This window comes from Mycobacterium simulans (genome assembly GCF_900232995.1).
GTDB lineage: Bacteria > Actinomycetota > Actinomycetes > Mycobacteriales > Mycobacteriaceae > Mycobacterium > Mycobacterium simulans.
Genome location: NZ_OCVX01000003.1, coordinates 1981200 through 2002348 on the forward strand (window position 1 = coordinate 1981200; position 21149 = coordinate 2002348).

At 65.9% G+C, this 21149-nt stretch carries 21 protein-coding genes and 1 pseudogene; 14 read left to right on the forward strand and 8 right to left on the reverse strand.

The features are described 5' to 3' along the window. Positions 1–63: 63 nt before the first annotated feature. On the forward strand, positions 64–735 hold the full coding sequence (locus MSIMFI_RS09615; protein ID WP_191497033.1) for a GtrA family protein: 672 nt from the start codon (positions 64–66) through the stop codon (positions 733–735). On the opposite strand, the gene MSIMFI_RS09620 is transcribed toward MSIMFI_RS09615, so the two are convergent. Both MSIMFI_RS09620 and MSIMFI_RS09625 read right to left on the reverse strand, forming a co-directional pair. Further along, positions 690–1208: a PH domain-containing protein gene (locus MSIMFI_RS09620; RefSeq protein WP_186241942.1), complete on the reverse strand. Its 519-nt coding sequence runs from the start codon at positions 1206–1208 to the stop codon at positions 690–692. The two genes, MSIMFI_RS09615 and MSIMFI_RS09620, sit on opposite strands and share 46 nt — an antisense overlap. 10 nt (positions 1209–1218) lie before the next feature. After that, positions 1219–2040: a biotin--[acetyl-CoA-carboxylase] ligase gene (locus MSIMFI_RS09625; protein ID WP_191497034.1), complete on the reverse strand. Its 822-nt coding sequence runs from the start codon at positions 2038–2040 to the stop codon at positions 1219–1221. A 52-nt stretch (positions 2041–2092) separates the two neighbouring features. Between MSIMFI_RS09625 and MSIMFI_RS09630 the strand changes: the two genes are divergently transcribed. The 8 genes and pseudogenes from MSIMFI_RS09630 to MSIMFI_RS09665 all read left to right on the forward strand — a co-directional run bounded on the left by MSIMFI_RS09630 (position 2093) and on the right by MSIMFI_RS09665 (position 8885). Next, the gene (locus MSIMFI_RS09630) at positions 2093–3742 is read left to right on the forward strand and encodes an acyl-CoA carboxylase subunit beta (protein ID WP_191497035.1); all 1650 of its coding nucleotides are present in this window, start codon (positions 2093–2095) and stop codon (positions 3740–3742) included. A gap of 8 nt (positions 3743–3750) precedes the next feature. Then, positions 3751–3960: pseudogene (locus MSIMFI_RS09635) on the forward strand (acyl-CoA carboxylase subunit epsilon); the annotation flags it as partial. Next, positions 3957–4619: a Maf family protein gene (locus MSIMFI_RS09640; RefSeq protein WP_191497036.1), complete on the forward strand. Its 663-nt coding sequence runs from the start codon at positions 3957–3959 to the stop codon at positions 4617–4619. The pseudogene MSIMFI_RS09635 and the gene MSIMFI_RS09640, both read left to right, overlap by 4 nt. 9 nt (positions 4620–4628) lie before the next feature. Further along, the gene (locus MSIMFI_RS09645) at positions 4629–5117 is read left to right on the forward strand and encodes a pyridoxamine 5'-phosphate oxidase family protein (protein ID WP_191497037.1); all 489 of its coding nucleotides are present in this window, start codon (positions 4629–4631) and stop codon (positions 5115–5117) included. 26 nt (positions 5118–5143) lie between these two features. Then, on the forward strand, positions 5144–6037 hold the full coding sequence (locus MSIMFI_RS09650) for a sulfurtransferase (RefSeq protein WP_186241930.1): 894 nt from the start codon (positions 5144–5146) through the stop codon (positions 6035–6037). Then, complete coding sequence (locus MSIMFI_RS09655) at positions 6034–6462, forward strand: SufE family protein (RefSeq protein WP_191497038.1); 429 nt, start codon at positions 6034–6036, stop codon at positions 6460–6462. The genes MSIMFI_RS09650 and MSIMFI_RS09655 overlap by 4 nt, the downstream gene beginning before the upstream one ends. Before the next feature lie 112 nt (positions 6463–6574). After that, the gene (locus MSIMFI_RS09660; RefSeq protein WP_191497039.1) at positions 6575–8371 is read left to right on the forward strand and encodes an acetyl/propionyl/methylcrotonyl-CoA carboxylase subunit alpha; all 1797 of its coding nucleotides are present in this window, start codon (positions 6575–6577) and stop codon (positions 8369–8371) included. A gap of 106 nt (positions 8372–8477) precedes the next feature. After that, entirely contained in the window at positions 8478–8885 is a 408-nt protein-coding gene (locus tag MSIMFI_RS09665; protein ID WP_191497040.1) for an STAS domain-containing protein, read from the forward strand. Here MSIMFI_RS09665 and MSIMFI_RS09670 read toward each other — a convergent pair. Beyond that, entirely contained in the window at positions 8856–9644 is a 789-nt protein-coding gene (locus MSIMFI_RS09670) for an RNA polymerase sigma factor SigF (protein WP_191497041.1), read from the reverse strand. The genes MSIMFI_RS09665 and MSIMFI_RS09670 overlap by 30 nt on opposite strands. A gap of 7 nt (positions 9645–9651) precedes the next feature. Then, positions 9652–10089, reverse strand: coding sequence for an anti-sigma factor (locus MSIMFI_RS09675; protein WP_186241925.1), 438 nt, complete (start codon positions 10087–10089; stop codon positions 9652–9654). A 107-nt stretch (positions 10090–10196) separates the two neighbouring features. Here MSIMFI_RS09675 and MSIMFI_RS09680 point away from each other — a divergent pair, with 107 nt between their 5' ends. After that, positions 10197–10346, forward strand: coding sequence for a hypothetical protein (locus tag MSIMFI_RS09680; RefSeq protein WP_186241924.1), 150 nt, complete (start codon positions 10197–10199; stop codon positions 10344–10346). A gap of 88 nt (positions 10347–10434) precedes the next feature. On the opposite strand, the gene usfY is transcribed toward MSIMFI_RS09680, so the two are convergent. The 4 genes from usfY to MSIMFI_RS09700 form a co-directional block, all read right to left on the reverse strand. Beyond that, a complete protein-coding gene (usfY, locus tag MSIMFI_RS09685) occupies positions 10435–10746 on the reverse strand; it encodes a protein UsfY (protein WP_191497042.1) in 312 nt (103 codons plus the stop codon). Positions 10747–10885: 139 nt separating this feature from the next. Next, complete coding sequence (locus MSIMFI_RS09690) at positions 10886–11266, reverse strand: hypothetical protein (protein ID WP_191497043.1); 381 nt, start codon at positions 11264–11266, stop codon at positions 10886–10888. 102 nt (positions 11267–11368) lie between these two features. Further along, positions 11369–12709 carry an L-lysine 6-transaminase gene (gene lat, locus MSIMFI_RS09695; protein ID WP_191497044.1) on the reverse strand — a complete coding sequence of 447 codons (1341 nt, stop codon included), beginning with the start codon at positions 12707–12709 and terminating at the stop codon, positions 11369–11371. A 52-nt stretch (positions 12710–12761) separates the two neighbouring features. Further along, positions 12762–13214 (reverse strand): Lrp/AsnC family transcriptional regulator, encoded by a 453-nt coding sequence (locus MSIMFI_RS09700; protein WP_191497045.1) that lies wholly within the window; start codon positions 13212–13214, stop codon positions 12762–12764. A 246-nt stretch (positions 13215–13460) separates the two neighbouring features. Between MSIMFI_RS09700 and amaB the strand changes: the two genes are divergently transcribed. The 4 genes from amaB (at position 13461) to nei2 (ending at position 21146) form a co-directional block, all read left to right on the forward strand. Next, complete coding sequence (amaB, locus tag MSIMFI_RS09705) at positions 13461–14981, forward strand: L-piperidine-6-carboxylate dehydrogenase (RefSeq protein ID WP_396819752.1); 1521 nt, start codon at positions 13461–13463, stop codon at positions 14979–14981. A 116-nt stretch (positions 14982–15097) separates the two neighbouring features. Next, complete coding sequence (locus MSIMFI_RS09710; RefSeq protein ID WP_186241919.1) at positions 15098–15772, forward strand: TetR/AcrR family transcriptional regulator; 675 nt, start codon at positions 15098–15100, stop codon at positions 15770–15772. Between the two features lie 34 nt (positions 15773–15806). Next, the gene (locus MSIMFI_RS09715) at positions 15807–20378 is read left to right on the forward strand and encodes an ATP-dependent helicase (RefSeq protein WP_191497046.1); all 4572 of its coding nucleotides are present in this window, start codon (positions 15807–15809) and stop codon (positions 20376–20378) included. Positions 20379–20381: 3 nt separating this feature from the next. Next, positions 20382–21146 (forward strand): endonuclease VIII Nei2, encoded by a 765-nt coding sequence (gene nei2 / locus MSIMFI_RS09720; RefSeq protein ID WP_191497047.1) that lies wholly within the window; start codon positions 20382–20384, stop codon positions 21144–21146. Positions 21147–21149: the final 3 nt, after the last annotated feature.

Consider the following 21149-nt stretch of genomic DNA (forward strand, 5'->3'; position numbering starts at 1 on the left):
TGCGACGCATTCGTTATCTACCATTTTGCGTCGATTTTGCGTACGTCCGTACACTGAGTGGTTGTGTCCTTTGCCGATGCCACGATTGCGCGTCTTCCCGGGGTGGTCCAACCCTTTGCGCTGCGCCATCACGAACTGATCAAGTTTGCCATTGTCGGCGGCACCACATTCATCATCGACTCGGCAATTTTCTACACGCTGAAGCTCACAATTCTCGAGCCCAAACCGGTGACCGCCAAGGTGATCGCCGGCATCGTCGCGGTCATCGCGTCCTACGTGCTGAACCGGGAGTGGAGCTTCCGGGATCGTGGCGGCCGCGAGCGCCATCACGAGGCGCTGCTGTTCTTCGCTTTCAGCGGTGTCGGAGTGCTGCTGAGCATGGCGCCGCTGTGGTTCTCCAGCTACGTCCTGCAGCTGCGGGTGCCGACGGTGTCACTGACCGTGGAGAACCTCGCCGACTTCCTTTCGGCCTACATCATCGGCAACCTGCTGCAGATGGCGTTCCGCTTCTGGGCGTTTCGGCGCTGGGTTTTCCCTGACCAGTTCGCCCGCAATCCCGACAAGGCGCTGGAATCTGCCCTCACCGCCGGCGGCATTGCCGAAGTCTTCGAGGACGTCTTAGAGGGCGGCTTAGAAGACGGCAACGTCACGCTGTTGCGGGCTTGGCACAGCCGGGCGAGTCGATATTCTCAGCTGGGCGACTCCTCTGAGCCCAGAGTGTCGAAGACTTCGTGATAAAGCAGCGCGTGCACTTCGCGCAGGCGCGGAATGTTGTAGAACTCCAACGGATCTTGTGACGCGGACTCGATGATCAGCGTTCCGGTGCGGAACATCCGTTCGAGAATCTTGTCCCGGAACTCCACACTGTTGATCCGCGCCAGCGGGATGTCGATCCCGCTTCGGGTCAGTACCCCGTGCCGATACATCACCCGCCGGTTGGTCACCACGAAATGTGTGGTCACCCAGCTCAAGAACGGCCACAGTGTGAGCCAGCCGACTATCACCAACCAGATGCCCCAGATCACGCCGTAGATGATGTTCTTGGCGAGCTGCTGCCAGTGCGTCGAGTTGACGAACCCAGAGCCCAACGCGGCCAGCCCAGTCACCAGGATCAACACGACCACCGGCCAGATCAGGCGCTTCCAGTGCGGATGACGATGCAGGACCACCTGCTCGCCGGCGGCCAGGGCATTGTCGGGATACCTCATGATCGCGACCTTAGCCCCGCAAATGCACGACGTCACCGGCGGAAACCACGACGGTTCGAGCCTGATCGCCCTCCCAGGTCTCAAGGCAGAGCCGGCCCTGCTCGTCGATGTCACGCGCGATCCCGACAACATCCTGTCCGCCGGGAAGCTGAGCACACACGCGTGACCCGATGGTCAGGCTGCGGGCCCGGTAGTCGGCTGCCAGCTGGATCGCCACCTGGGGGGCCCCGCGCGCGGCCCGCCAGTCCGCGACCCGCTCCCCGAGCTCACGCAGCAGCCTGCGGACCAAGACGTCCCGATCGGGTGCCGTCACGCCTTGGTCGAGAAGTGAGGTTGCCCCGGGATCGCCAACCTCCTCCGGGGCCTGCGTGACGTTGAGCCCGATGCCGACGACCGCGAACGGCTGCGCGACCTCGGCGAGGATTCCCGCCAGCTTGCCGCCACCGGCCAGCACGTCGTTGGGCCACTTCAGGCCCGCTTCGACCGTGGTCACCGCGGCTACCGAGTCGACCACCGCCAGACCCGCGGCCAGCGACAGCCAGCCCCACGCGGTCGTGGGGACATCGTCCACACGCACCCCGACCGACATGGTGATCTGCGCCCTCGGAGCGGCCGACCAGCTGCGGCCATGACGGCCACGCCCGGCGGTCTGGTGCTCGGCGATCAGCACCGCCCCGTCGATGTCGCCGCCCGATGCCGCTCGTGCCAGCAGATCGGCGTTGGTGGAGCCGGTCTGGGCGACGACGTCGAGTTGCCGCCAAAACCCGGTGTCAATCGCTTCGGCACGCAATGCGGCCTCGTCAAGGGGCAGCCTGAGCTGATTGCGGTCCATCTCACCAGCCTAAAGAGGGCGGGCCCGGAGCTGGCCGATAACATCGACTCCCATGACAAGCGTTACCGACCGGTCGGCTCATACCGCAGAGCGGTCCACCGAGCACATCATCGATATCCACACCACCGCGGGCAAGCTGGCGGAACTGCACAAGCGCAGGGAAGAGTCGCTGCATCCGGTCGGTGAGGCCGCCGTCGACAAGGTCCACGCCAAGGGCAAGCTAACGGCGCGCGAGCGCATCTATGCGCTGCTCGACGAGGACTCGTTCGTTGAACTCGACGCGCTGGCCAAGCACCGCAGCACCAACTTCGGGCTGGAAAACAACCGTCCGCTGGGCGATGGCGTGGTCACCGGCTACGGCACCATCGACGGCCGCGACGTGTGCATCTTCAGCCAGGACGCCACAGTGTTCGGCGGCAGCCTGGGTGAGGTGTATGGCGAGAAGATCGTCAAGGTTCAAGAACTTGCGATCAAGACCGGCCGACCGCTCATCGGCATCAACGACGGCGCGGGCGCACGCATCCAGGAGGGCGTCGTCTCGCTGGGCCTCTACAGCCGGATCTTCCGCAACAACATCCTGGCCTCGGGTGTCATCCCGCAGATCTCGTTGATCATGGGCGCCGCCGCCGGTGGTCACGTCTATTCACCCGCGTTGACCGACTTCGTGATCATGGTCGATCAGACCAGCCAGATGTTCATCACCGGACCCGACGTCATCAAGACCGTCACCGGCGAGGACGTCACCATGGAGGAGCTCGGCGGTGCCCACACCCACATGGCCAAGTCGGGGACGGCCCACTACGTCGCGTCCGGTGAGCAGGACGCTTTTGATTACGTTCGCGAGCTGCTGAGCTACCTGCCGCCCAACAACGCCACCGACCCACCGCGATACCAGGCCACAGCGCCTACCGGGCCCATCGAGGAGAACCTGACCGAGGAAGACCTCGAGCTCGACACACTGATCCCGGACTCGCCGAATCAGCCCTACGACATGCACGAGGTGATCACCCGCATCCTCGACGAGGACGAATTCCTGGAAATACAAGCGGGTTACGCCCAGAACGTCGTGGTGGGATTCGGCCGCATCGAGGGCCGCCCGGTGGGCATCGTCGCCAACCAGCCGACGCACTTCGCCGGCTGCCTGGACATCGACGCCTCGGAGAAGGCGGCGCGGTTTGTGCGGACCTGCGACTGCTTCAGCATCCCGATCGTGATGCTGGTGGACGTTCCAGGCTTTTTGCCGGGCACCGGGCAGGAGTACAACGGCATCATCCGGCGTGGCGCCAAGCTGCTCTACGCCTACGGCGAGGCCACCGTCCCCAAGATCACCGTCATCACTCGCAAGGCCTACGGCGGCGCGTACTGCGTTATGGGTTCCAAAGACATGGGCTGTGACGTCAACCTGGCCTGGCCGACCGCGCAGATCGCTGTCATGGGCGCCTCCGGCGCCGTCGGTTTCGTCTACCGCCAACAACTGGCCGAGGCCGCCAAGAACGGCGAGGACGTTGACGCGCTCCGGCTGCAGCTGCAGCAGGAGTACGAGGACACGCTGGTCAATCCGTACGTCGCCGCCGAACGCGGATACGTCGACGCGGTGATCCCGCCGTCGTACACCCGCGGCTACATCGGTACTGCGCTGCGCTTGCTCGAACGCAAGATCGCCCAGACACCGCCCAAGAAGCACGGGAACATTCCCTTATGACCGAGCAGCCGCACGAGCCGCACATCGAGGTCCTCAAGGGACACCCGACCGATCAGGAGTTGGCCGCGCTGATCGCGGTGTTGGGCAGCATCAGCGGCCCGCCCCCGCCCCCCGCGCCCGAGCCCGCGCGGTGGGGGTTGCCGGTGGACAAGTTGCGCTACCCCGTCTTCAGCTGGCAGCGCATCACCCTGCAGGAATTGACGCATATGCGCCGATGACCCGGCTGGTGCTCGGGTCAGCCTCCCCCGGTCGGCTCAAAGTACTTCGCCAGGCGGGCATCGACCCGCTGGTGATCGTCTCCGGCGTCGACGAAGATATGGTCACCGCCGGGGTGGGGCCCGATGCTGCACCCACCGAGGTGGTGTCGGCGCTGGCCCTGGCCAAGGCCGTGCAGGTGACGGGAACGTTAAGCGGTCCGCAGAGCATTGTCGCCGCGGATTGCGTAGTCGTTGGCTGTGATTCGTTGCTCTACATCGACGGTCGCCTATGTGGCAAGCCGCGGTCGGTCGACGACGCACGCCACCAATGGCGGTCGATGGCCGGCCGCGCCGGGCAGCTCTACACCGGGCATTGCGTTATCCGGTTGCTGGACAACAGAACCGTCAAGCGTGAGGTTGAAACCTCGATTACCACAGTCCATTTCGGATCACCTTCGGCAGGAGATCTGGAGGCATACTTGGCCACCGGGGAACCGTTGCGGATGGCCGGAGGGTTCACCCTGGACGGCCTGGGTGGCTGGTTCATCGACGGTATCGAGGGCGACCCGTCGAATGTGATCGGCCTGAGCCTGCCGCTGCTGCGCTCCCTCCTGCACCGGGTGGGACTGTCGCTCGCCGCGTTGTGGGCAGCAACGCCGCCGAGTAACGCAAGCTCGTAATGTCATGCCATGACCGCCTGGAAAGAGTTCACGGCCCAAGCACCGAACATCGCCACCGTCTTCAAGCGTCGTCATCGCGCCACCGGCAACCTGTGCCTGCTGGCCACCCTTCGCCGCGACGGGTTCCCCCGGATCAGCCCGATGGAGCCATTGATTTTCGAGGAGCAGCTGTGGCTGCCGGGGATGCCGGCCACCACCAAGTTCGCCGATCTGGAGCGTGACCCGCGGTTCTGCCTGCACACCGCTACTGCCGACCCGGAGGTGAGCGATGGCGACGCGAAGCTGTGGGGACTCGCCCACATCGTGTCGGACAACGCGTTGCGTCAACGCTTTGCAAACAAGCTGTTCGAGGAGACCGGATTCGATCTGCGCGAACAGGAATTCGCGCTCTTTGGCACCGACATCACCGGAGCGTCGACGGTCGAAGTCCACGACGACCACCTAGACATCACAGTGTGGAATCCGGGCGGGCCGGAGAAAGTGGTGCGCAAGCACTGACCGCCTAGCGGCGTAGGCTCGATGACGTGCCATTACCTCCAGATCCAAGCCCCACCCTGTCGGCCTACGCCCATCCCGAAAGGCTGGTAACAGCCGACTGGCTATCGGCCAACCTGGGCGCACCCGGGCTGGTAATCGTCGAATCCGACGAGGACGTCTTGCTCTACGACGTCGGCCATATTCCTGGCGCGGTCAAGGTCGACTGGCATACCGACCTCAACGACCCGAGGGTGCGTGACTACATCAATGGTGAGCAGTTCGCCGCTTTGATGGACAGCAAGGGCATCGCCCGCGAGGACACCGTGGTGATCTACGGCGACAAGAGCAATTGGTGGGCGGCCTACGCGCTCTGGGTCTTCACGTTGTTCGGCCACCCTGATGTGCGGCTGCTCAACGGTGGGCGCGATCTCTGGCTCGCCGAACGTCGAGACACCACGCTGGATGTACCGACCAAGACATCGACCGGCTATCCCGTAGTGCAGCGCAACGACGCCCCGATCCGCGCGTTCAAAGACGACGTGCTGGGCATCTTGGGCACCGAACCGCTGATCGACGTGCGTTCCCCCGACGAGTACACCGGCAAGCGCACCCATATGCCCGACTATCCAGAGGAAGGCGCGTTGCGTGCGGGCCACATCCCCACCGCGCGGTCGATCCCGTGGGGGAAGGCGGCCGACGAAAACGGCCGGTTCCGCAGTCGCGAGGAGCTGGAACGGCTCTATGACTTCTTAATGCCGGACGACAACACCATCGTCTATTGCCGTATCGGCGAGCGGTCCAGCCATACCTGGTTCGTGCTGACACACCTGCTGGGGAAGCCGGATGTGCGCAATTACGACGGCTCGTGGACCGAGTGGGGAAACACCGTGCGGGTGCCTATCGTCGCTGGCGCAGAACCGGGAGCAGTACCAGCCTTATGAGTCTGCCCGCGCCACTGGCCGAGGTGCTGTCCGATTTCGCTGAAGTCCAGGGCCAGGACAAGCTGAGGCTACTGCTGGAATTTGCTGACGACCTGCCGGCCCTTCCCACCGACCTCGTCGAGGCGGCGATGGAACCGGTGCCCGAGTGCCAGTCGCCGCTGTTCCTGCACGTCGACGCCCACGACCCGAACCGAGTGCGGCTGTACTTCAGTGCGCCGGCCGAAGCGCCAACCACCCGCGGGTTCGCCTCGATTCTGGCCGCCGGCCTGGACGAACAACCCGCCGCCGACATCCTGGCGGTGCCAGAGGATTTCTACACCGATCTTGGTCTGGCAGCGCTGATCAGCCCGCTGCGGTTGCGCGGAATGTCGGCGATGCTGGCACGGATCAAGCGACGCGTTCGCGAGAACCACCAAGATCACTGAAATTTGGGAACCGCGTGACCGAGCCGACAGCGCTGCGCCTAAACTTCCCCCGACAAGTCTTGTAAGAAATTCTCTTAAAGACGCAGCAACGTCGAGCCCTACAGGAGGCGCAGTGGGTAGTCACGCCAGCTCGAGGATCTCCAAAGTTCTCGTCGCCAACCGCGGCGAGATCGCAGTCCGAGTGATCCGGGCCGCCCGCGACGCCGGCCTGCCCAGTGTGGCGGTGTATGCCGAACCCGACGCCGAGGCCCCGCACGTCAGCCTCGCCGACGAGGCCTTTGCGCTGGGCGGTCAAACCTCGGCCGAGTCTTACCTGGACTTCGGAAAGATCCTCGACGCGGCGGCGAAGTCCGGCGCCAACGCCATCCACCCCGGCTATGGCTTCCTAGCGGAGAACGCCGACTTCGCCCAGGCCGTCATCGACGCCGGCTTGATCTGGATCGGCCCCAGCCCGCAGTCGATTCGCGACCTCGGTGACAAGGTGACCGCTCGCCACATCGCCGCCCGCGCGCAGGCTCCGCTGGTGCCCGGCACGCCCGACCCGGTCAAGAACGCCGACGAGGTGGTGGCGTTCGCCAACGAGTACGGCGTGCCGATCGCGATCAAGGCCGCGTTCGGCGGCGGCGGCAAGGGCATGAAGGTAGCCCGCACCATCGAAGAGATTCCCGAACTGTTTGAGTCAGCGGTACGCGAAGCGACGGCCGCGTTCGGCCGCGGCGAGTGCTTCGTCGAGCGCTACCTGGACAAGCCCCGCCACGTCGAGGCGCAGGTGATTGCCGACCAGCACGGCAACGTCGTCGTCGCCGGCACCCGAGACTGCTCGCTGCAGCGTCGGTTCCAGAAGCTGGTCGAAGAGGCGCCGGCACCGTTCCTGACGGATGCGCAGCGCAAGGAAATCCACGAGTCCGCGAAGCGGATCTGCAAAGAGGCGCACTACCACGGCGCCGGAACCGTTGAATACCTGGTCGGCCAGGACGGCCTGATCTCCTTCCTGGAGGTCAACACCCGCCTGCAGGTGGAACACCCGGTCACCGAGGAAACCGCGGGCATCGACCTGGTCCTGCAGCAGTTCAAGATCGCCAACGGCGAGAAGCTGGACCTGACCGAGGACCCCACGCCCCGCGGCCATGCCATCGAGTTTCGGATCAACGGCGAGGATGCCGGGCGCAACTTCCTGCCCGCCCCGGGACCCGTGACCAAGTTCCACCCGCCCAGCGGCCCGGGTGTTCGGGTGGACTCCGGTGTCGAGACCGGCTCGGTGATCGGTGGCCAGTTCGACTCGATGCTGGCCAAGCTGATCGTGCACGGCGCCGACCGCGCCGAGGCGCTGGCCCGGGCGCGACGCGCGCTCGACGAGTTCCACGTCGAAGGCCTGGCCACTGTCATCCCGTTCCACCGTGCGGTGGTGTCCGACCCGGCCTTCATCGGCGACGACAATAACTTCTCGGTCCACACCCGCTGGATCGAGACCGAGTGGAACAACACCATCGAACCATTCACCGGCGGCGAATCAATCGACGAAGAGGACGCCCGGCCGCGGCAGAAGGTGGTCGTCGAAATCGACGGCCGCCGAGTCGAGGTGTCACTGCCCGCCGATCTGGCGCTGTCGAACGACACCGGCGCCGAGTCGGCAGGTGTTATTCGGCGCAAGCCCAAGCCCCGCAAGCGTGGTGCACACACCGGCGCGGCAGCTTCCGGCGACGCGGTTACCGCGCCCATGCAGGGCACCGTGGTCAAGGTCGCGGTCGAGGAGGGGCAAGAGGTCGTCGCCGGCGACTTGGTTGTGGTTCTTGAGGCGATGAAGATGGAGAACCCGGTCACCGCGCACAAGGACGGCACGATCACCGGACTGGCGGTCGAGGCCGGCGCGGCCATCACTCAGGGAACGGTGCTCGCCGAGATCAAATAGCCGGGGTCGCTTCGTTTGTCGGCCCGGCGCAGCGCGGGTAGCTTCGAAAGAGGTTGAGTTCACAGCCGCCCAAACAATGAGTGTTTGTCGACTGACAGAGTCAACAATGTCTGCGACCCAATCCTGGCAAAAGACGCGCACCGCCGATTTCATCGCTAACTGCGGGCCGACGGTCGGCGTGGTAACTGCATGCGGTGAACTCGACGCCGCCAATGCCGATCAGCTCGCCGATTATGCGCAGCGCTGTGTCATGCATTGCAGATGGCTGACATTGGACCTACGCGGCCTGGAATTCATTGGCACTGCCGGCTTTTCGGCGCTACACCGAATCAACGTCATGTGTTCAGCCGCTGGCGTGCACTGGGCGTTGATGCCGAGCCGCGCGGTGTCCCGATTACTGGGGATCTGCGACCCCGACGGCGCAGTGCCTGTTATGGAGCCGACGGTCGAGTCGAAAGATGCTGCCAATGACCGGGAACCGCGGCTACTCCAACTGGTCACGCAATCGAGCTAGCGACTTAGCTAGCAGCCTGGAGACATGCATCTGTGAGATGCCAACCCGCTCGGCAATCTGCGTTTGTGTCATGGCCTCAAAAAACCTGAGTATCAACACTGTTCGTTCCCGCTCGGGCAACGCCTCGAGCAGCGGACGAAGCGCCTCCCGATTTTCGATCCGCTCCAGACCGGCGTCGACGTCGCCCAGCGTATCGGCGATGGCGCGGGCATCGTCGTCGTCGCTGCCGCCCCCACTGTCGATGGACAAGGTGTTGTAGGAGCTCCCCGCAACCAGGCCCTCAACAACCTCACCCCGATCCATACCGAGTTCCATGGCGAGTTCGGTTGCCGTGGGCGCGCGGCCCAGCCGTTGCGACAGATCGGCGGTGGCGGCGCCGAGCCGCAGGTGCAGTTCCTTGAGACGCCGGGGAACCTTGACCGACCAACTGTTGTCGCGGAAGTGCCGACGGACCTCACCCATGATGGTAGGGACCGCAAACGAGACAAAATCCGAGCCGGCCTCGACGTCGTAGCGGACTACGGCGTTGACCAACCCGACCCGCGCGACCTGAATCAGGTCGTCACGTGGCTCGCCGCGGCCCTCGAACCGCCGCGCGATGTGGTCGGCTAGCGGCAGGCACCGCTGGACGATCTTGTCCCGGTGGCGCTGGACTTCCGGCGAATCGGCAGGGAAGGTCGCCATCTCGCGGAACATGTCCGGAACATCGGCGTATTCGTTAGGTCGCGAAGTAGATCCGCCGGCAGCACTAGCTGTCACGTGGAAGTCACCTGCTAGAGGCCGCCCGCCGGGCTGTCAGGGTGATGCCGAAGACGCTGCCGCTGGCATCGGGTTCGCGACCGTCGTGAAACGTCTGAACGTCGTCGGCCAGCGATGTCAGGACATGCCAGCTGAAGCTTCCCGGAGCAACCACGTCATGGGTGTCACAGGCCGCAGAGGCCTCCACCACGAGTTCGTCGTCCCGCGGATCGACCACCAGGCTGAGCATGGCCTCCGGCGTCGCGGAGCGGATCAACCGGGTGCACACCTCGTCTACCGCCAGCCTCAGGTCCGCCACGGCGTCGAAATCCAGATCCTCAAAGGTGCCGATGGCGCCGACCAGAGTACGCAACATCGCCAGGTTCTCCAGGCGTGCAGCAACGGTGAGCTCGACGGCGCGGTGCCCTCGCTGGCGCCCGCTGGTGCGCCGATCCCCATCGGTCATTTGGCCTCCCGGCAGTATTCGACCGACACTACTACCCCCCTGGGGCCCTCCTTGGACCTTGCCTTCGAGCCGGTTGGTCATGGTCGCCACCGGGTATTCAACCAGCTATGAACGGGGCAGACGTGACCGACACCGTCCGGACGCGCCGACTTAAGCGCATCGCGGTGATCGCCGGAATCACGTTGATCGTGTTGATCTTGATAGCAGTTGGGATCTATGTCGGTGCTTTCGTGATTTTGTCCCCCATGATGGGGTGACACCGCTGAGGCAATAAGACCGCCGGTACTCATCATGGTCTAGACCTGATACCCCCTTCCCGCCGAAGGCAAAACCCCAATATTCGCGCTAGCTGGCCAGGCGCTGCCTCCGGACATCGGGATGCTCGGCGTACCACCGGTTGGCGAGTCTGCGTCCCCGCCAGTGCTCGACCGCCAGCCACACCAGGCCAACGACGGCGAGGGCGATCGCCACCACGCCAGCCGTCATGCCTTCGGTGTGATGTCCGCTGCCGAAGGCCGCAAGTGATCCGACGCCGCCGATCACGCCGGCGACGATCAAGAGGTACCCAGGCCAGTGCAGCACGTCGATCAGCGATTCGCCGGCGAGTGGCCGCGTCGTCCGCAAGTGGTCGACGGGGTCACGATATGTGTCCCCCATGGCTTCCTCCTTTTACGGTCCTATTCCGCGATTTCTGCCTACACGAGGCATCACAACCAACGGTAGAACTCGTGGAACTCGTTGGGGAGAGATCAGAGGCAAGTATTTGCCAGCGAGGCCCACCGGGGCCGCCGGGACGTCACAGCATCGGGCTGGCGATCGGGCCAACGCCCATGGCCATCGTGAGCATCATCAGCGTCAACAAGAACCAGCCGGCGCCGTGCCATCCCCACCAAGTACCTCGATTGCGCCACACCCGGTAGGTCCGCAAAAACGCCCAGAGCCCAGCAATCAACAGGATCAGGGGCCCGCCCAACGCCAGCATGGTCCGCTCGGGTCGACCACAAGCCACCGTGTCGATGTTCACCCCGGGACAAGTACTGACCCACAACGCCGCCAGGATCACGAAGCCGACACCGGCGATCATGGCAAGGACGGCAAACCGGATGGCGGCGCGGACCTCGCTGTCTTCCTGCCCCAGACGATCATCACTGCGTAATCGCTCATCCGTCTTCTGCATCGGAGCACCTCTATCTAGCATTTACCCTGCGTTTATTCACCAATCTGGCGCCCATTTGGGTGCAATACCCGGCGTCCACCCCAGGCAAACACCTGCGGTCTATCAGCTCACAGCCAGCAGCGCACCCCGCGCCCCCGCCATTGCCGCGTCGATCTCAGCACGCGAAACGGTCAGCGCGGGACGGAATCGCACACCGTCCTCTCCGGTGGGCAGCACGATAACCCCCCGTTGCCAGACCTGACGGATCAACTCATCACGGTCGGCGGTCGTGGGCAAGCTGAACGCACACATCAGCCCGCGCCCGCGTGGGTCAAGAACCATGCCCGGGAACTCGTCGGCGAGTTCGTCGAGCCGGGCGCGCAAATAGGCACCTTGTTCGGCCGCCCGCTCGAACAGTCCCTCGGCTTCGATCACCTCCAAGGTGCGGCGCGCGCGCACCATGTCGGCGAGATTGCCGCCCCACGTCGAGTTGAGACGCGAGGCGACCGCGAACACGTTGTCGACGACCTCGTCGACCCGGCGACCCGCCATCACCCCGCACACCTGCGTCTTCTTGCCGAAAGCCACGGCGTCAGGTTCGATCCCCAATTGCTGGTAGGCCCAAGGAGTTCCGGTCGAACCGCAGCCCGTTTGCACCTCGTCGAGGATCAGCAGAGCATCGTATTCGTCGCATAGCTCGCGCATCGCCTCGAAGAACTGCGGTCGGAAGTGCCGGTCACCGCCTTCCCCCTGAACCGGCTCGGCGATGAAGCAAGCAACGTCGTGCGGGTACATCTCGAATGCCGCACGGGCCTGCCGAAGCGACTCGGCTTCCAGCGCGTCCATGTTGACACCGGGCCGCAAGTACGGCGCGTCAATGCGCGGCCAGTCAAATTTCGGGAAGCGGGCCACGCTGACCGGATTGGTGTTGGTCAGCGACAGGGTGTAGCCGCTGCGGCCGTGAAATGCCCCGCGCAGATGCAGTACCCGAGTACCCAGCTCGGGGTCAATACCGTGCTCCTCGTTGTGGCGACTCTTCCAGTCGAACGCAACCTTGAGCGCGTTTTCCACGGCCAGTGCGCCGCCGTCGACGAAGAACAGGTGCGGCAGCGCCGGGTCGCCCAGGACGCGAGCGAAGGCTTCCACGAAGCGGGCCATCGCCACCGAGTACACGTCGGAGTTGCTGGGCTTGTTCAGCGCCGCCTCAGTGAGTTCGGCACGAAACTCGTCGTCGTCGGCAAGCGCCGGATGGTTCATACCCAGCGCTGACGAGGCGAAGAAGGTGAACATGTCGAGGTAGCGCCGGCCGGTTCGGGCGTCGACCAGATAGGAGCCGGCCGAGCGGCTCAGATCGAGCACGAAATCAAAACCGTCGACCAGCATGCTGCGCGCCAGCACCGCATGGACCTGATCGGGTTGGGTGCACCGATCGGTGAGCGTAACGGGCTTCAGGACGGCGGTCATGTCGCCATGATAGCCGCATTTTTACGGAATCCTGACGTGCTGACAGGAAAAATTATGGTATATACTGCCGATCACTGTAAAAAGTGTTCAAGATGATGGTGCTGCGTGTTCGCACGTTCGCGGTTGTCCGGATCCGCTGCAACAGATCTTCGAGCGCCCGCGCAGACGCGACGCGCACCAGCAGGATGTAGCTCTCTTCGCCGGCCACCGAATGGCATGACTCAATCTCGTGGATGTGTTCCAGGCGGGCAGGAGCATCATCGGGTTGAGACGGATCAAGAGGAGTGATGGCCACGAACGCCGACAGCAAGTGCCCGACCGTTTCCGGATTGATCCGCGCCGAATACCCCGCCACCACGCCGCGGGACTCGAGCCTACGCACCCGCGACTGGACCGCCGAGACGGACAGCCCAGCACTGGCAGCCAATTCCGACAGCGTGGCACGCCCGTCGGCGACCAGTTCGCGCAACAGGATCCGGTCGATATCGTCGAGCGTCTCACCCATGGCCGGAGATTATCGCAATCAGGGCACTTCAAAAGGCGGCACATGAGGCTCACTAACTGGCCGCTGCGTGCCCGCTTCGCAGCCGCTGTCCGACATGCAATGGCTGGCCGACACAATCGACCGCCCATATTTACGACCCATACGCCCTGAACGAGGAGGCAGCCGCTTGACCCGCGCCGACAACGATGCAGAGCAAAAGAGCGATGTGGGGGCACCTCCCGCTTGCGGGGGAGAGGAGTGGCGCAGATGACGGGCGAATTGCGTGCCCGAGTGCTCAACGCCTTCGAAGCGATCGGCGTGGCCGCTGACCTGGGCCAGCCGGGCTCCGAGGGACTGCCTGCGAGCACGCCGATCACCGGGGAAGTTCTGTGCACCGTCGCGCACACCACGTCTGCGCAGGCCGACCACACGATCGCCGCTGCCGCCCAGGCTTTTTCGCAATGGCGCAGCACGCCGGCCCCGATCCGCGGCGCTCTGGTGGCCCGACTCGGCGAGCTGCTCACCGCACACAAGGACGACCTCGCGACTCTGGTGACGGTCGAGGTCGGCAAGATAACCTCCGAGGCGCTGGGCGAAGTTCAGGAAATGATCGACGTCTGCCAGTTCGCCGTCGGCCTGTCGCGCCAGCTCTACGGACGCACCATCGCGTCGGAGCGGCCAGGCCATCAGCTCCTGGAGACCTGGCATCCGCTCGGTGTCACCGGCGTGATCACCGCGTTCAACTTCCCGGTGGCGGTCTGGGCATGGAACGCCGCGATCGCGCTAGTGTGCGGCGACGCGGTGGTGTGGAAACCTTCGGAGCTGACACCGCTGACCGGCCTGGCCTGCCAGGCGCTGTTGGCCCGCGCCGCCGCCGATGTCGGTGCGCCGCCCACGGTGAGCGGTCTGCTCCTGGGCGAGCGCGACCTGGGCGAACAGCTCGTCGACGACCCGCGGATCGCGTTGTTGTCGGCGACCGGTTCGGTGCGCATGGGTTCGCAGGTCGGCCCCCGAGTGGCCCAGCGCTTCGGGCGGGTGCTGCTGGAGTTGAGCGGCAACAATGCAGCCATCGTGACGCCGTCGGCGGATCTGGAGCTGGCGGTGCGCGCCATCGTGTTCGCCGCCGCCGGCACCGCCGGTCAGCGCTGCACCAGCCTGCGCCGGCTGATCGTGCACCGCTCGGTGGCCAACTTGGTCGTGGAGCGGGTGGCCTCCACCTTCCGGCAACTACCCATCGGCGACCCGTCAGCGCCGGCCACGCTGGTAGGGCCGCTCATTCACGAAACCGCCTACCGCGACATGGTGGGAGCCCTGGAACAGGCTCGCGCCGATGGCGGCGAGGTCTTCGGCGGCGAACGCCACCAGGACGGCCACGCAGCCACCTACCCAAGCGCCTACTACGTCGCGCCGGCGGTGGCCCGGATGCCGTCACAAACCGACATTGTGGCGACCGAGACGTTCGCACCGATCCTCTACGTGCTGACCTACGACGATCTCGACGAGGCTATTGCGCTCAACAATGCTGTGCCGCAGGGGCTTTCATCGGCCATCTTCACCACAGACCTGCGCGAGGCACAACACTTCCTCGACCGATCCGACTGCGGTATCGCTAACGTCAATATCGGCACGTCGGGCGCGGAGATCGGTGGCGCGTTCGGCGGCGAGAAGCAAACAGGCGGCGGCCGCGAATCCGGTTCGGACGCGTGGAAGGCCTACATGCGCCGCGCCACCAACACGATCAATTACTCCAACGAGCTGCCGCTGGCCCAGGGCGTGAAATTCGGGTGAGCATTCGGGTGAGCATCGGCCTCGTGGTGATCGCAGGCGCCGCGAAGCGGGGCGCAGCGGGTCACCACCATCCGGCCGATCCGAGCCCATATTTTGCGTGAGTAGTATCACTGCTTATGGCGACAGCCAGGAGGCGGTTATCCCCTGAGGATCGACGCGCTGAATTGCTCGCCCTGGGGGCAGAGGTTTTCGGCAAGCGGCCCTACGACGAGGTCCGCATCGACGAGATTGCGGAGCGGGCCGGGGTGTCGCGCGCGCTGATGTACCACTACTTCCCGGACAAGCGGGCGTTCTTTGCCGCCGTGGTCAAGGACGAGGCCGACCGACTGTATGCAGCCACCAACACCGAGCCTCCGCCGGGCATGACGATGTTCGAAGAGATTCGGATGGGCGTGCTGGCCTACATGGCGTATCACCAGCAGAATCCGGAGGCCGCGTGGGCCGCATACGTCGGCCTCGGTCGGTCGGACCCGGTGCTACTCGGCATCGATGACGAAGCCAAGAACCGGCAGATGGAACACATCATGACCCGCATCGGCGAGGTCGTCAGCGGGATTCCCGGCAGCAATCCTCTGGCACCCGAAGTCGAGCGCGACCTGCGGGTGATCATTCACGGCTGGATCGCGTTCACCTTCGAGATATGTCGTCAGCGGATCATGGACCCCACGACCGATGCCGACCGGCTCGCCGACGCGTGCGCGCACACGCTCCTGGACTCGATAGCCCGGGTGCCCGAGATTCCGGCAGAACTGGCCGAGGCGATGGCGACCGCGCGAACACGCCCGCAATAGTTTTTTGTCGGTGCCCGTTGGCACGATGATTTAGGTGAGCACCGTACCCCCTGACCCGCTAGCCAGGTTTAGCGCGGTCACCCGCGATTGGTTCACCAGCACCTTCGCCGAGCCCACCCCGGCGCAGGCCAGGGCCTGGGCCGCCATCGCCGACGGCGACAACACCCTAGTCATCGCCCCAACCGGTTCGGGGAAAACCCTGGCCGCGTTCCTGTGGGCCATCGACGCTCTGGCCCGCGACGCGGATCGACCGCCGGGAACCCGCGTGCTCTATGTGTCGCCGCTCAAGGCGCTGGCGGTCGACGTCGAGCGCAACCTGCGCACCCCGCTGGCCGGGCTGACCCGGCTCGCCGAACGCCGCGGTCTGCCCGCGCCGACCATCAGCGTGGGGGTCCGATCCGGTGACACCCCGCCCGCGCTGCGCCGCCAGCTCATCGCCCAGCCGCCCGACGTGTTGATCACCACCCCGGAGTCACTGTTTCTTATGTTGACTTCGGCCGCCCGGGAGACGCTGGCCCGTGTGCAAACCGTCATTGTCGACGAGATTCACGCCATCGCCGCCACCAAGCGCGGCGCACATCTGGCGCTGTCGCTGGAGCGGCTCGACGACCTGTCCGGCGGCCGGAGGGCCCAGCGCATCGGGCTGTCGGCGACCGTGCGGCCGCCCGAGGAGCTCGCGCGATTTTTGTCAGGACAGCTTCCAACAGCAATTGTGGCGCCGCCCTCGGCGAAGACCGTCGAACTGTCGGTGCAGGTGCCGGTGCCCGATATGGCCAATCTGGCCAACAACAGCATCTGGCCCGATGTCGAGGGGCGGCTCGTCGACCTGATCGAATCGCACAATTCGACCATCGTGTTCGCCAACTCGCGACGACTGGCCGAGCGACTTACCGCCCGGCTCAACGAAATTCACGCCGAGCGCAGCGGTGTCGCGCTTTCATCCGAAACCAACCCACACGTTGCCGGTGGCGCCCCGGCCTACATCATGGCCAGCGGCCAGACCTTCGGCGCGCCAACCGTGCTGGCGCGCGCCCACCACGGCTCGGTCAGCAAGGAGCAGCGCGCCATCGTCGAGGAGGACCTCAAACGCGGACACCTCAAAGCGGTGGTCGCGACGTCGAGCCTGGAGCTCGGTATCGACATGGGCGCGGTCGATCTGGTCATCCAGGTGGAGGCGCCGCCCTCGGTGGCCAGCGGCCTGCAGCGCATCGGGCGGGCCGGCCATCAGGTCGGCGAGATTTCTCGGGGTGTGCTGTTCCCCAAACACCGCACCGATCTGCTGGGCTGCGCGGTCAGCGTGCAGCGCATGCTTTCCGGTCAGATCGAGACCATGCGGGTGCCGGCCAACCCGCTCGACATCCTCGCGCAACACACGGTGGCCGCTGCCGCGCTGGAGCCGCTGGATGCCGACCGGTGGTTCGACACCGTGCGCCATAGCGCCCCGTTTGCGACGCTGCCGCGCAGCGTATTCGAGGCCACCCTGGACCTGCTGTCCGGCAAGTACCCGTCCACCGAGTTCGCCGAGCTGCGGCCGCGGCTGGTCTACGACCGCGATACGGGCACGCTGACCGCCCGGCCCGGTGCGCAGCGGCTGGCCGTCACCTCCGGTGGCGCGATCCCGGACCGCGGGCTGTTCACCGTCTACCTCGCTAGCGAAAAGCCTTCGCGGGTAGGCGAACTCGATGAAGAGATGGTTTACGAATCGCGTCCTGGTGACGTGATCTCGCTGGGCGCGACCAGCTGGCGCATCACCGAGATCACCCACGACCGGGTGCTGGTGATTCCCGCGCCGGGCCAGCCGGCCCGGTTGCCGTTTTGGCGCGGTGACGACGTCGGGCGCCCCGCCGAACTCGGCCGGGCACTCGGCGCGTTCACCGGCGAACTGGCCACCCTGGACCGCGATACGTTCGGAAAACGTTGTACGGCTTTAGGTTTCGACGATTACGCCACCGACAACCTGTGGACCCTGCTGGACGATCAGCGCACCGCGGCCGGGGTCGTACCCACCGACACCACGCTGCTGGTCGAGCGGTTCCGCGACGAGCTGGGCGACTGGAGGGTGATCCTCCACTCGCCGTACGGGCTGCGGGTGCACGGACCGCTTGCCCTTGCGGTCAGCCGGCGGCTGCATGAACGCTATGGCCTCGACGAGAAGCCGACCGCCTCCGACGACGGAATCGTGGTGCGGTTGCCCGACATCGGCTTGTCTCCTGGGGCGGACGCCCCGCCCGGCGCCGAGTTGTTCGTCTTTGACGCCGAGGAGATCGACGCGATCGTGACCGCCGAAGTGGGCGGTTCCGCGCTGTTCGCTTCGCGATTCCGGGAAGCGGCGGCCCGCGCGCTGCTGCTGCCGCGCCGGCATCCGGGCCGCCGCTCGCCGTTGTGGCACCAGCGACAGCGAGCCGCCCAGTTGCTGGAAGTGGCGCACAAATATCCCGACTTTCCCATCGTGCTGGAGACCGTCCGCGAGTGCCTGCAGGACGTCTACGACGTCCCGACCTTGGTGCGGCTGATGAGCGAGATCGCCCAGCGCAAGGTGCGCGTGCTCGAGGCAGAAACCGCGCGACCGTCCCCGTTCGCCGCGTCACTGTTGTTTGGATATGTCGGCGCTTTCATGTACGAGGGCGATGCCCCGTTGGCGGAGCGTCGCGCCGCGGCGCTCTCGTTGGACAGCACCCTGCTGGCCGAGCTCCTGGGCCGCGTCGAGCTACGCGAGCTGCTCGATCCCGAGGTCATCGCCGCGACCGGCCGCCAGTTGCAGCATTTGTCGACCGACCGGCTCGCCCGCGATGCCGAAGGGGTTGCGGATCTGCTGCGGCTGCTGGGTCCGCTCACCGAGGAAGAAGTCACCGCCCGAGCAACCGCTCCGGACGGCACCGACTTTGGGGGCTGGCTGGAAGGCTTGCGCGCCGCTAGGCGCGCGCTGACGGTGTCGTTCGCCGGCCACACCTGGTGGGTGGCCGTCGAGGATATCGGCCGGCTGCGTGACGGCGTCGGCGCGGCGGTTCCGGGTGGCGTGCCGGCCAGCTTCACCGAAGCAGTCACCGACCCGCCCGGCGAACTCATCGGGCGTTATGCACGCACCCCCACACCGTTCACCACGGCCGAGGCCGCCGGCCGGTTCGGGCTTGGCCTGAGGGTCACCGCGGATGTGCTGGGCCGGTTGGCAAGTGACGGTCGCCTGGTACGTGGCGACTTCGTCGCCGCGGTGGAGACGGTCGGCGGCGAGCAGTGGTGCGACGCCGAGGTATTGCGCATTCTGCGGCGCCGGTCGCTGGCCGCGCTGCGGGCACAGGTCGAGCCGGTGAGCACCGCCGCTTCCGGCCGATTTCTGCCGGCCTGGCACCAGGTGGGCACCTCTGGTTCTCCGGCGCTCTCGGGTGTTGACGGACTGGTTTCCGTGATCGATCAGCTTGCCGGGGTGCGGCTGCCCGCATCGGCGCTGGAACCGCTGGTACTGGCGCCCCGGATCCGCGACTACACCCCCGCCATGCTCGACGAGCTGCTTGCCGCCGGCGAGGTCACCTGGTCGGGCGCCGGGTCAATCTCGGGTAGTGACGGCTGGATAGCGCTGCACCCGGCCGACTCGGCGCCCATGACGCTTATCGCACCGGTCGAGATCGACCTCACCGATGCCCATCGGGCGATCTTGGACGCGCTAGCCGGCGGCGGCGCGTACTTCTTCCGGCAGCTCTCCCAGACCTGGCCGGACGAGGCAGAGCTGAAAGCCGGTCTGTGGGAATTGATTTGGGCCGGCTGGATCACGGGCGACACCTTCGCGCCGGTACGAGCGATGCTCAGCGGCGGCTCAGGCGGTCGCAAGCGTTCCCGACCCTCCCTGCCGGCGCACCGGACACACCGCCCACCGCGGCTGAGCCGTTACAGCGTCACGCACGCCACGGCACGCACCGCTGACCCGACGGTTGCCGGTCGGTGGTCGGCGCTCCCGCCGCCCGAACCGGACTCCACGCTGCGGGCCCATTACCAAGCCGAGCTGCTGCTCAACCGACACGGCGTGCTAACTAAGGGCGCCGTTGCCGCCGAGGGTGTGCCGGGCGGGTTCGCCACGCTCTACAAGGTGTTGAGTGCATTCGAGGACGCCGGCAGGTGCCAGCGAGGTTACTTCGTCGAGTCGTTGGGCGGCGCGCAGTTCGCCGTCGCGTCGACCGTCGACCGGCTGCGCGGCTACCTCGACAACGTCGACCCCGAACGGCCGGAGTACCGGGCCGTGGTGCTGGCCGCCGCCGACCCAGCAAACCCCTACGGCGCCGCCCTACCCTGGCCCAATTCCGAAGGCGAAGATTCCAGGGGGGCTGCCCGGCCGGGCCGCAAGGCGGGGGCGCTCGTGGTGCTGGTAGACGGCGAGCTGGCTTGGTTCTCCGAACGCGGCGGGCGCTCACTGCTGACGTTCACCGACGACGCCGGGGCCAATCACGCGGCGGCCATCGGACTGGCCGAGTTGGTCGCGGCCCGGCGCCTCGCGTCGATCCTGGTCGAGCGCGTCGACGGGGTGCCGGTCCTGCAACCGGGCGGACCGACACCCGCGACGGAGGCGCTGATAGACGCCGGCTTCGTGCGCACACCACGTGGGTTACGGCTGCGGTAGGCCATGCCCGAAGGTGACACCGTCTGGCACACCGCGGCTATCCTGCGGCAGTACTTGGCCGGCCGAACGCTGACGCGCTGCGACATCCGCGTACCACGGTTTGCCACCGTTGACCTCACCGGGGGAGTCGTCGACGAGGCGCTCAGTCGGGGTAAGCATCTGTTCATCAGGATCGGTGCGGCGTGCATTCATTCCCATCTGAAGATGGACGGCAGTTGGCGCGTCGGCGACCGGCCGGTGCGGGTGGATCACCGCGCGCGAATCATCTTGGAAGCCGGCACCATCCGCGCCGTCGGTGTCGACCTAGGTGTGTTGGAGATCCTCGAACGGGACCATGACGGCGACGTCGTCGCGCACCTGGGGCCCGATCTGCTGGGCGAGGATTGGGATCCGAAGCTGGCCGCCGCCAACCTGATGGCCGATCCGGATCGCCCGATCGCCGACGCGTTGCTGGACCAGCGTGTGATGGCCGGGATCGGCAACGTCTATTGCAACGAACTCTGTTTCGTCAGCGGCCAGCTACCGACCGCACCGGTCAGCGCGATAGCCGATCCGCGGCGTATGGTTTCGCGAGCCCGAGATATGTTGTGGGCCAACCGCTTCCGCTGGAACCGCTGCACCACCGGCGACACCCGGGCAGGTCGGCAGCTGTGGGTCTACGGGCGCGCCGGGCAACGCTGCCGGCGCTGCGGTACGCGGATCGAATACCGAAACCCCGACGGCACCGGCGAGCGGGTTGCCTATTGGTGCCCTACCTGCCAGGGCTGAGCT

What these genes read in the sequence shown, in the direction of transcription:
- MSIMFI_RS09645 (WP_191497037.1), top strand. Translation starts at nt 4,629, where the DNA reads ATGACCGCCTGGAAAGAGTTCACGGCCCAAGCACCGAACATCGCCACC.
- MSIMFI_RS09680 (WP_186241924.1), top strand. Translation starts at nt 10,197, where the DNA reads ATGAACGGGGCAGACGTGACCGACACCGTCCGGACGCGCCGACTTAAG.
- MSIMFI_RS09710 (WP_186241919.1), top strand. Translation starts at nt 15,098, where the DNA reads ATGGCGACAGCCAGGAGGCGGTTATCCCCTGAGGATCGACGCGCTGAA.
- MSIMFI_RS09655 (WP_191497038.1), top strand. Translation starts at nt 6,034, where the DNA reads ATGAGTCTGCCCGCGCCACTGGCCGAGGTGCTGTCCGATTTCGCTGAA.
- MSIMFI_RS09675 (WP_186241925.1), bottom strand. Translation starts at nt 10,089, where the DNA reads ATGACCGATGGGGATCGGCGCACCAGCGGGCGCCAGCGAGGGCACCGC.
- MSIMFI_RS09690 (WP_191497043.1), bottom strand. Translation starts at nt 11,266, where the DNA reads ATGCAGAAGACGGATGAGCGATTACGCAGTGATGATCGTCTGGGGCAG.
- MSIMFI_RS09700 (WP_191497045.1), bottom strand. Translation starts at nt 13,214, where the DNA reads ATGGGTGAGACGCTCGACGATATCGACCGGATCCTGTTGCGCGAACTG.
- nei2 (WP_191497047.1), top strand. Translation starts at nt 20,382, where the DNA reads ATGCCCGAAGGTGACACCGTCTGGCACACCGCGGCTATCCTGCGGCAG.
- MSIMFI_RS09625 (WP_191497034.1), bottom strand. Translation starts at nt 2,040, where the DNA reads ATGGACCGCAATCAGCTCAGGCTGCCCCTTGACGAGGCCGCATTGCGT.
- usfY (WP_191497042.1), bottom strand. Translation starts at nt 10,746, where the DNA reads ATGGGGGACACATATCGTGACCCCGTCGACCACTTGCGGACGACGCGG.
- MSIMFI_RS09640 (WP_191497036.1), top strand. Translation starts at nt 3,957, where the DNA reads ATGACCCGGCTGGTGCTCGGGTCAGCCTCCCCCGGTCGGCTCAAAGTA.
- MSIMFI_RS09665 (WP_191497040.1), top strand. Translation starts at nt 8,478, where the DNA reads ATGTCTGCGACCCAATCCTGGCAAAAGACGCGCACCGCCGATTTCATC.
- lat (WP_191497044.1), bottom strand. Translation starts at nt 12,709, where the DNA reads ATGACCGCCGTCCTGAAGCCCGTTACGCTCACCGATCGGTGCACCCAA.
- MSIMFI_RS09630 (WP_191497035.1), top strand. Translation starts at nt 2,093, where the DNA reads ATGACAAGCGTTACCGACCGGTCGGCTCATACCGCAGAGCGGTCCACC.
- amaB (WP_396819752.1), top strand. Translation starts at nt 13,461, where the DNA reads ATGACGGGCGAATTGCGTGCCCGAGTGCTCAACGCCTTCGAAGCGATC.
- MSIMFI_RS09620 (WP_186241942.1), bottom strand. Translation starts at nt 1,208, where the DNA reads ATGAGGTATCCCGACAATGCCCTGGCCGCCGGCGAGCAGGTGGTCCTG.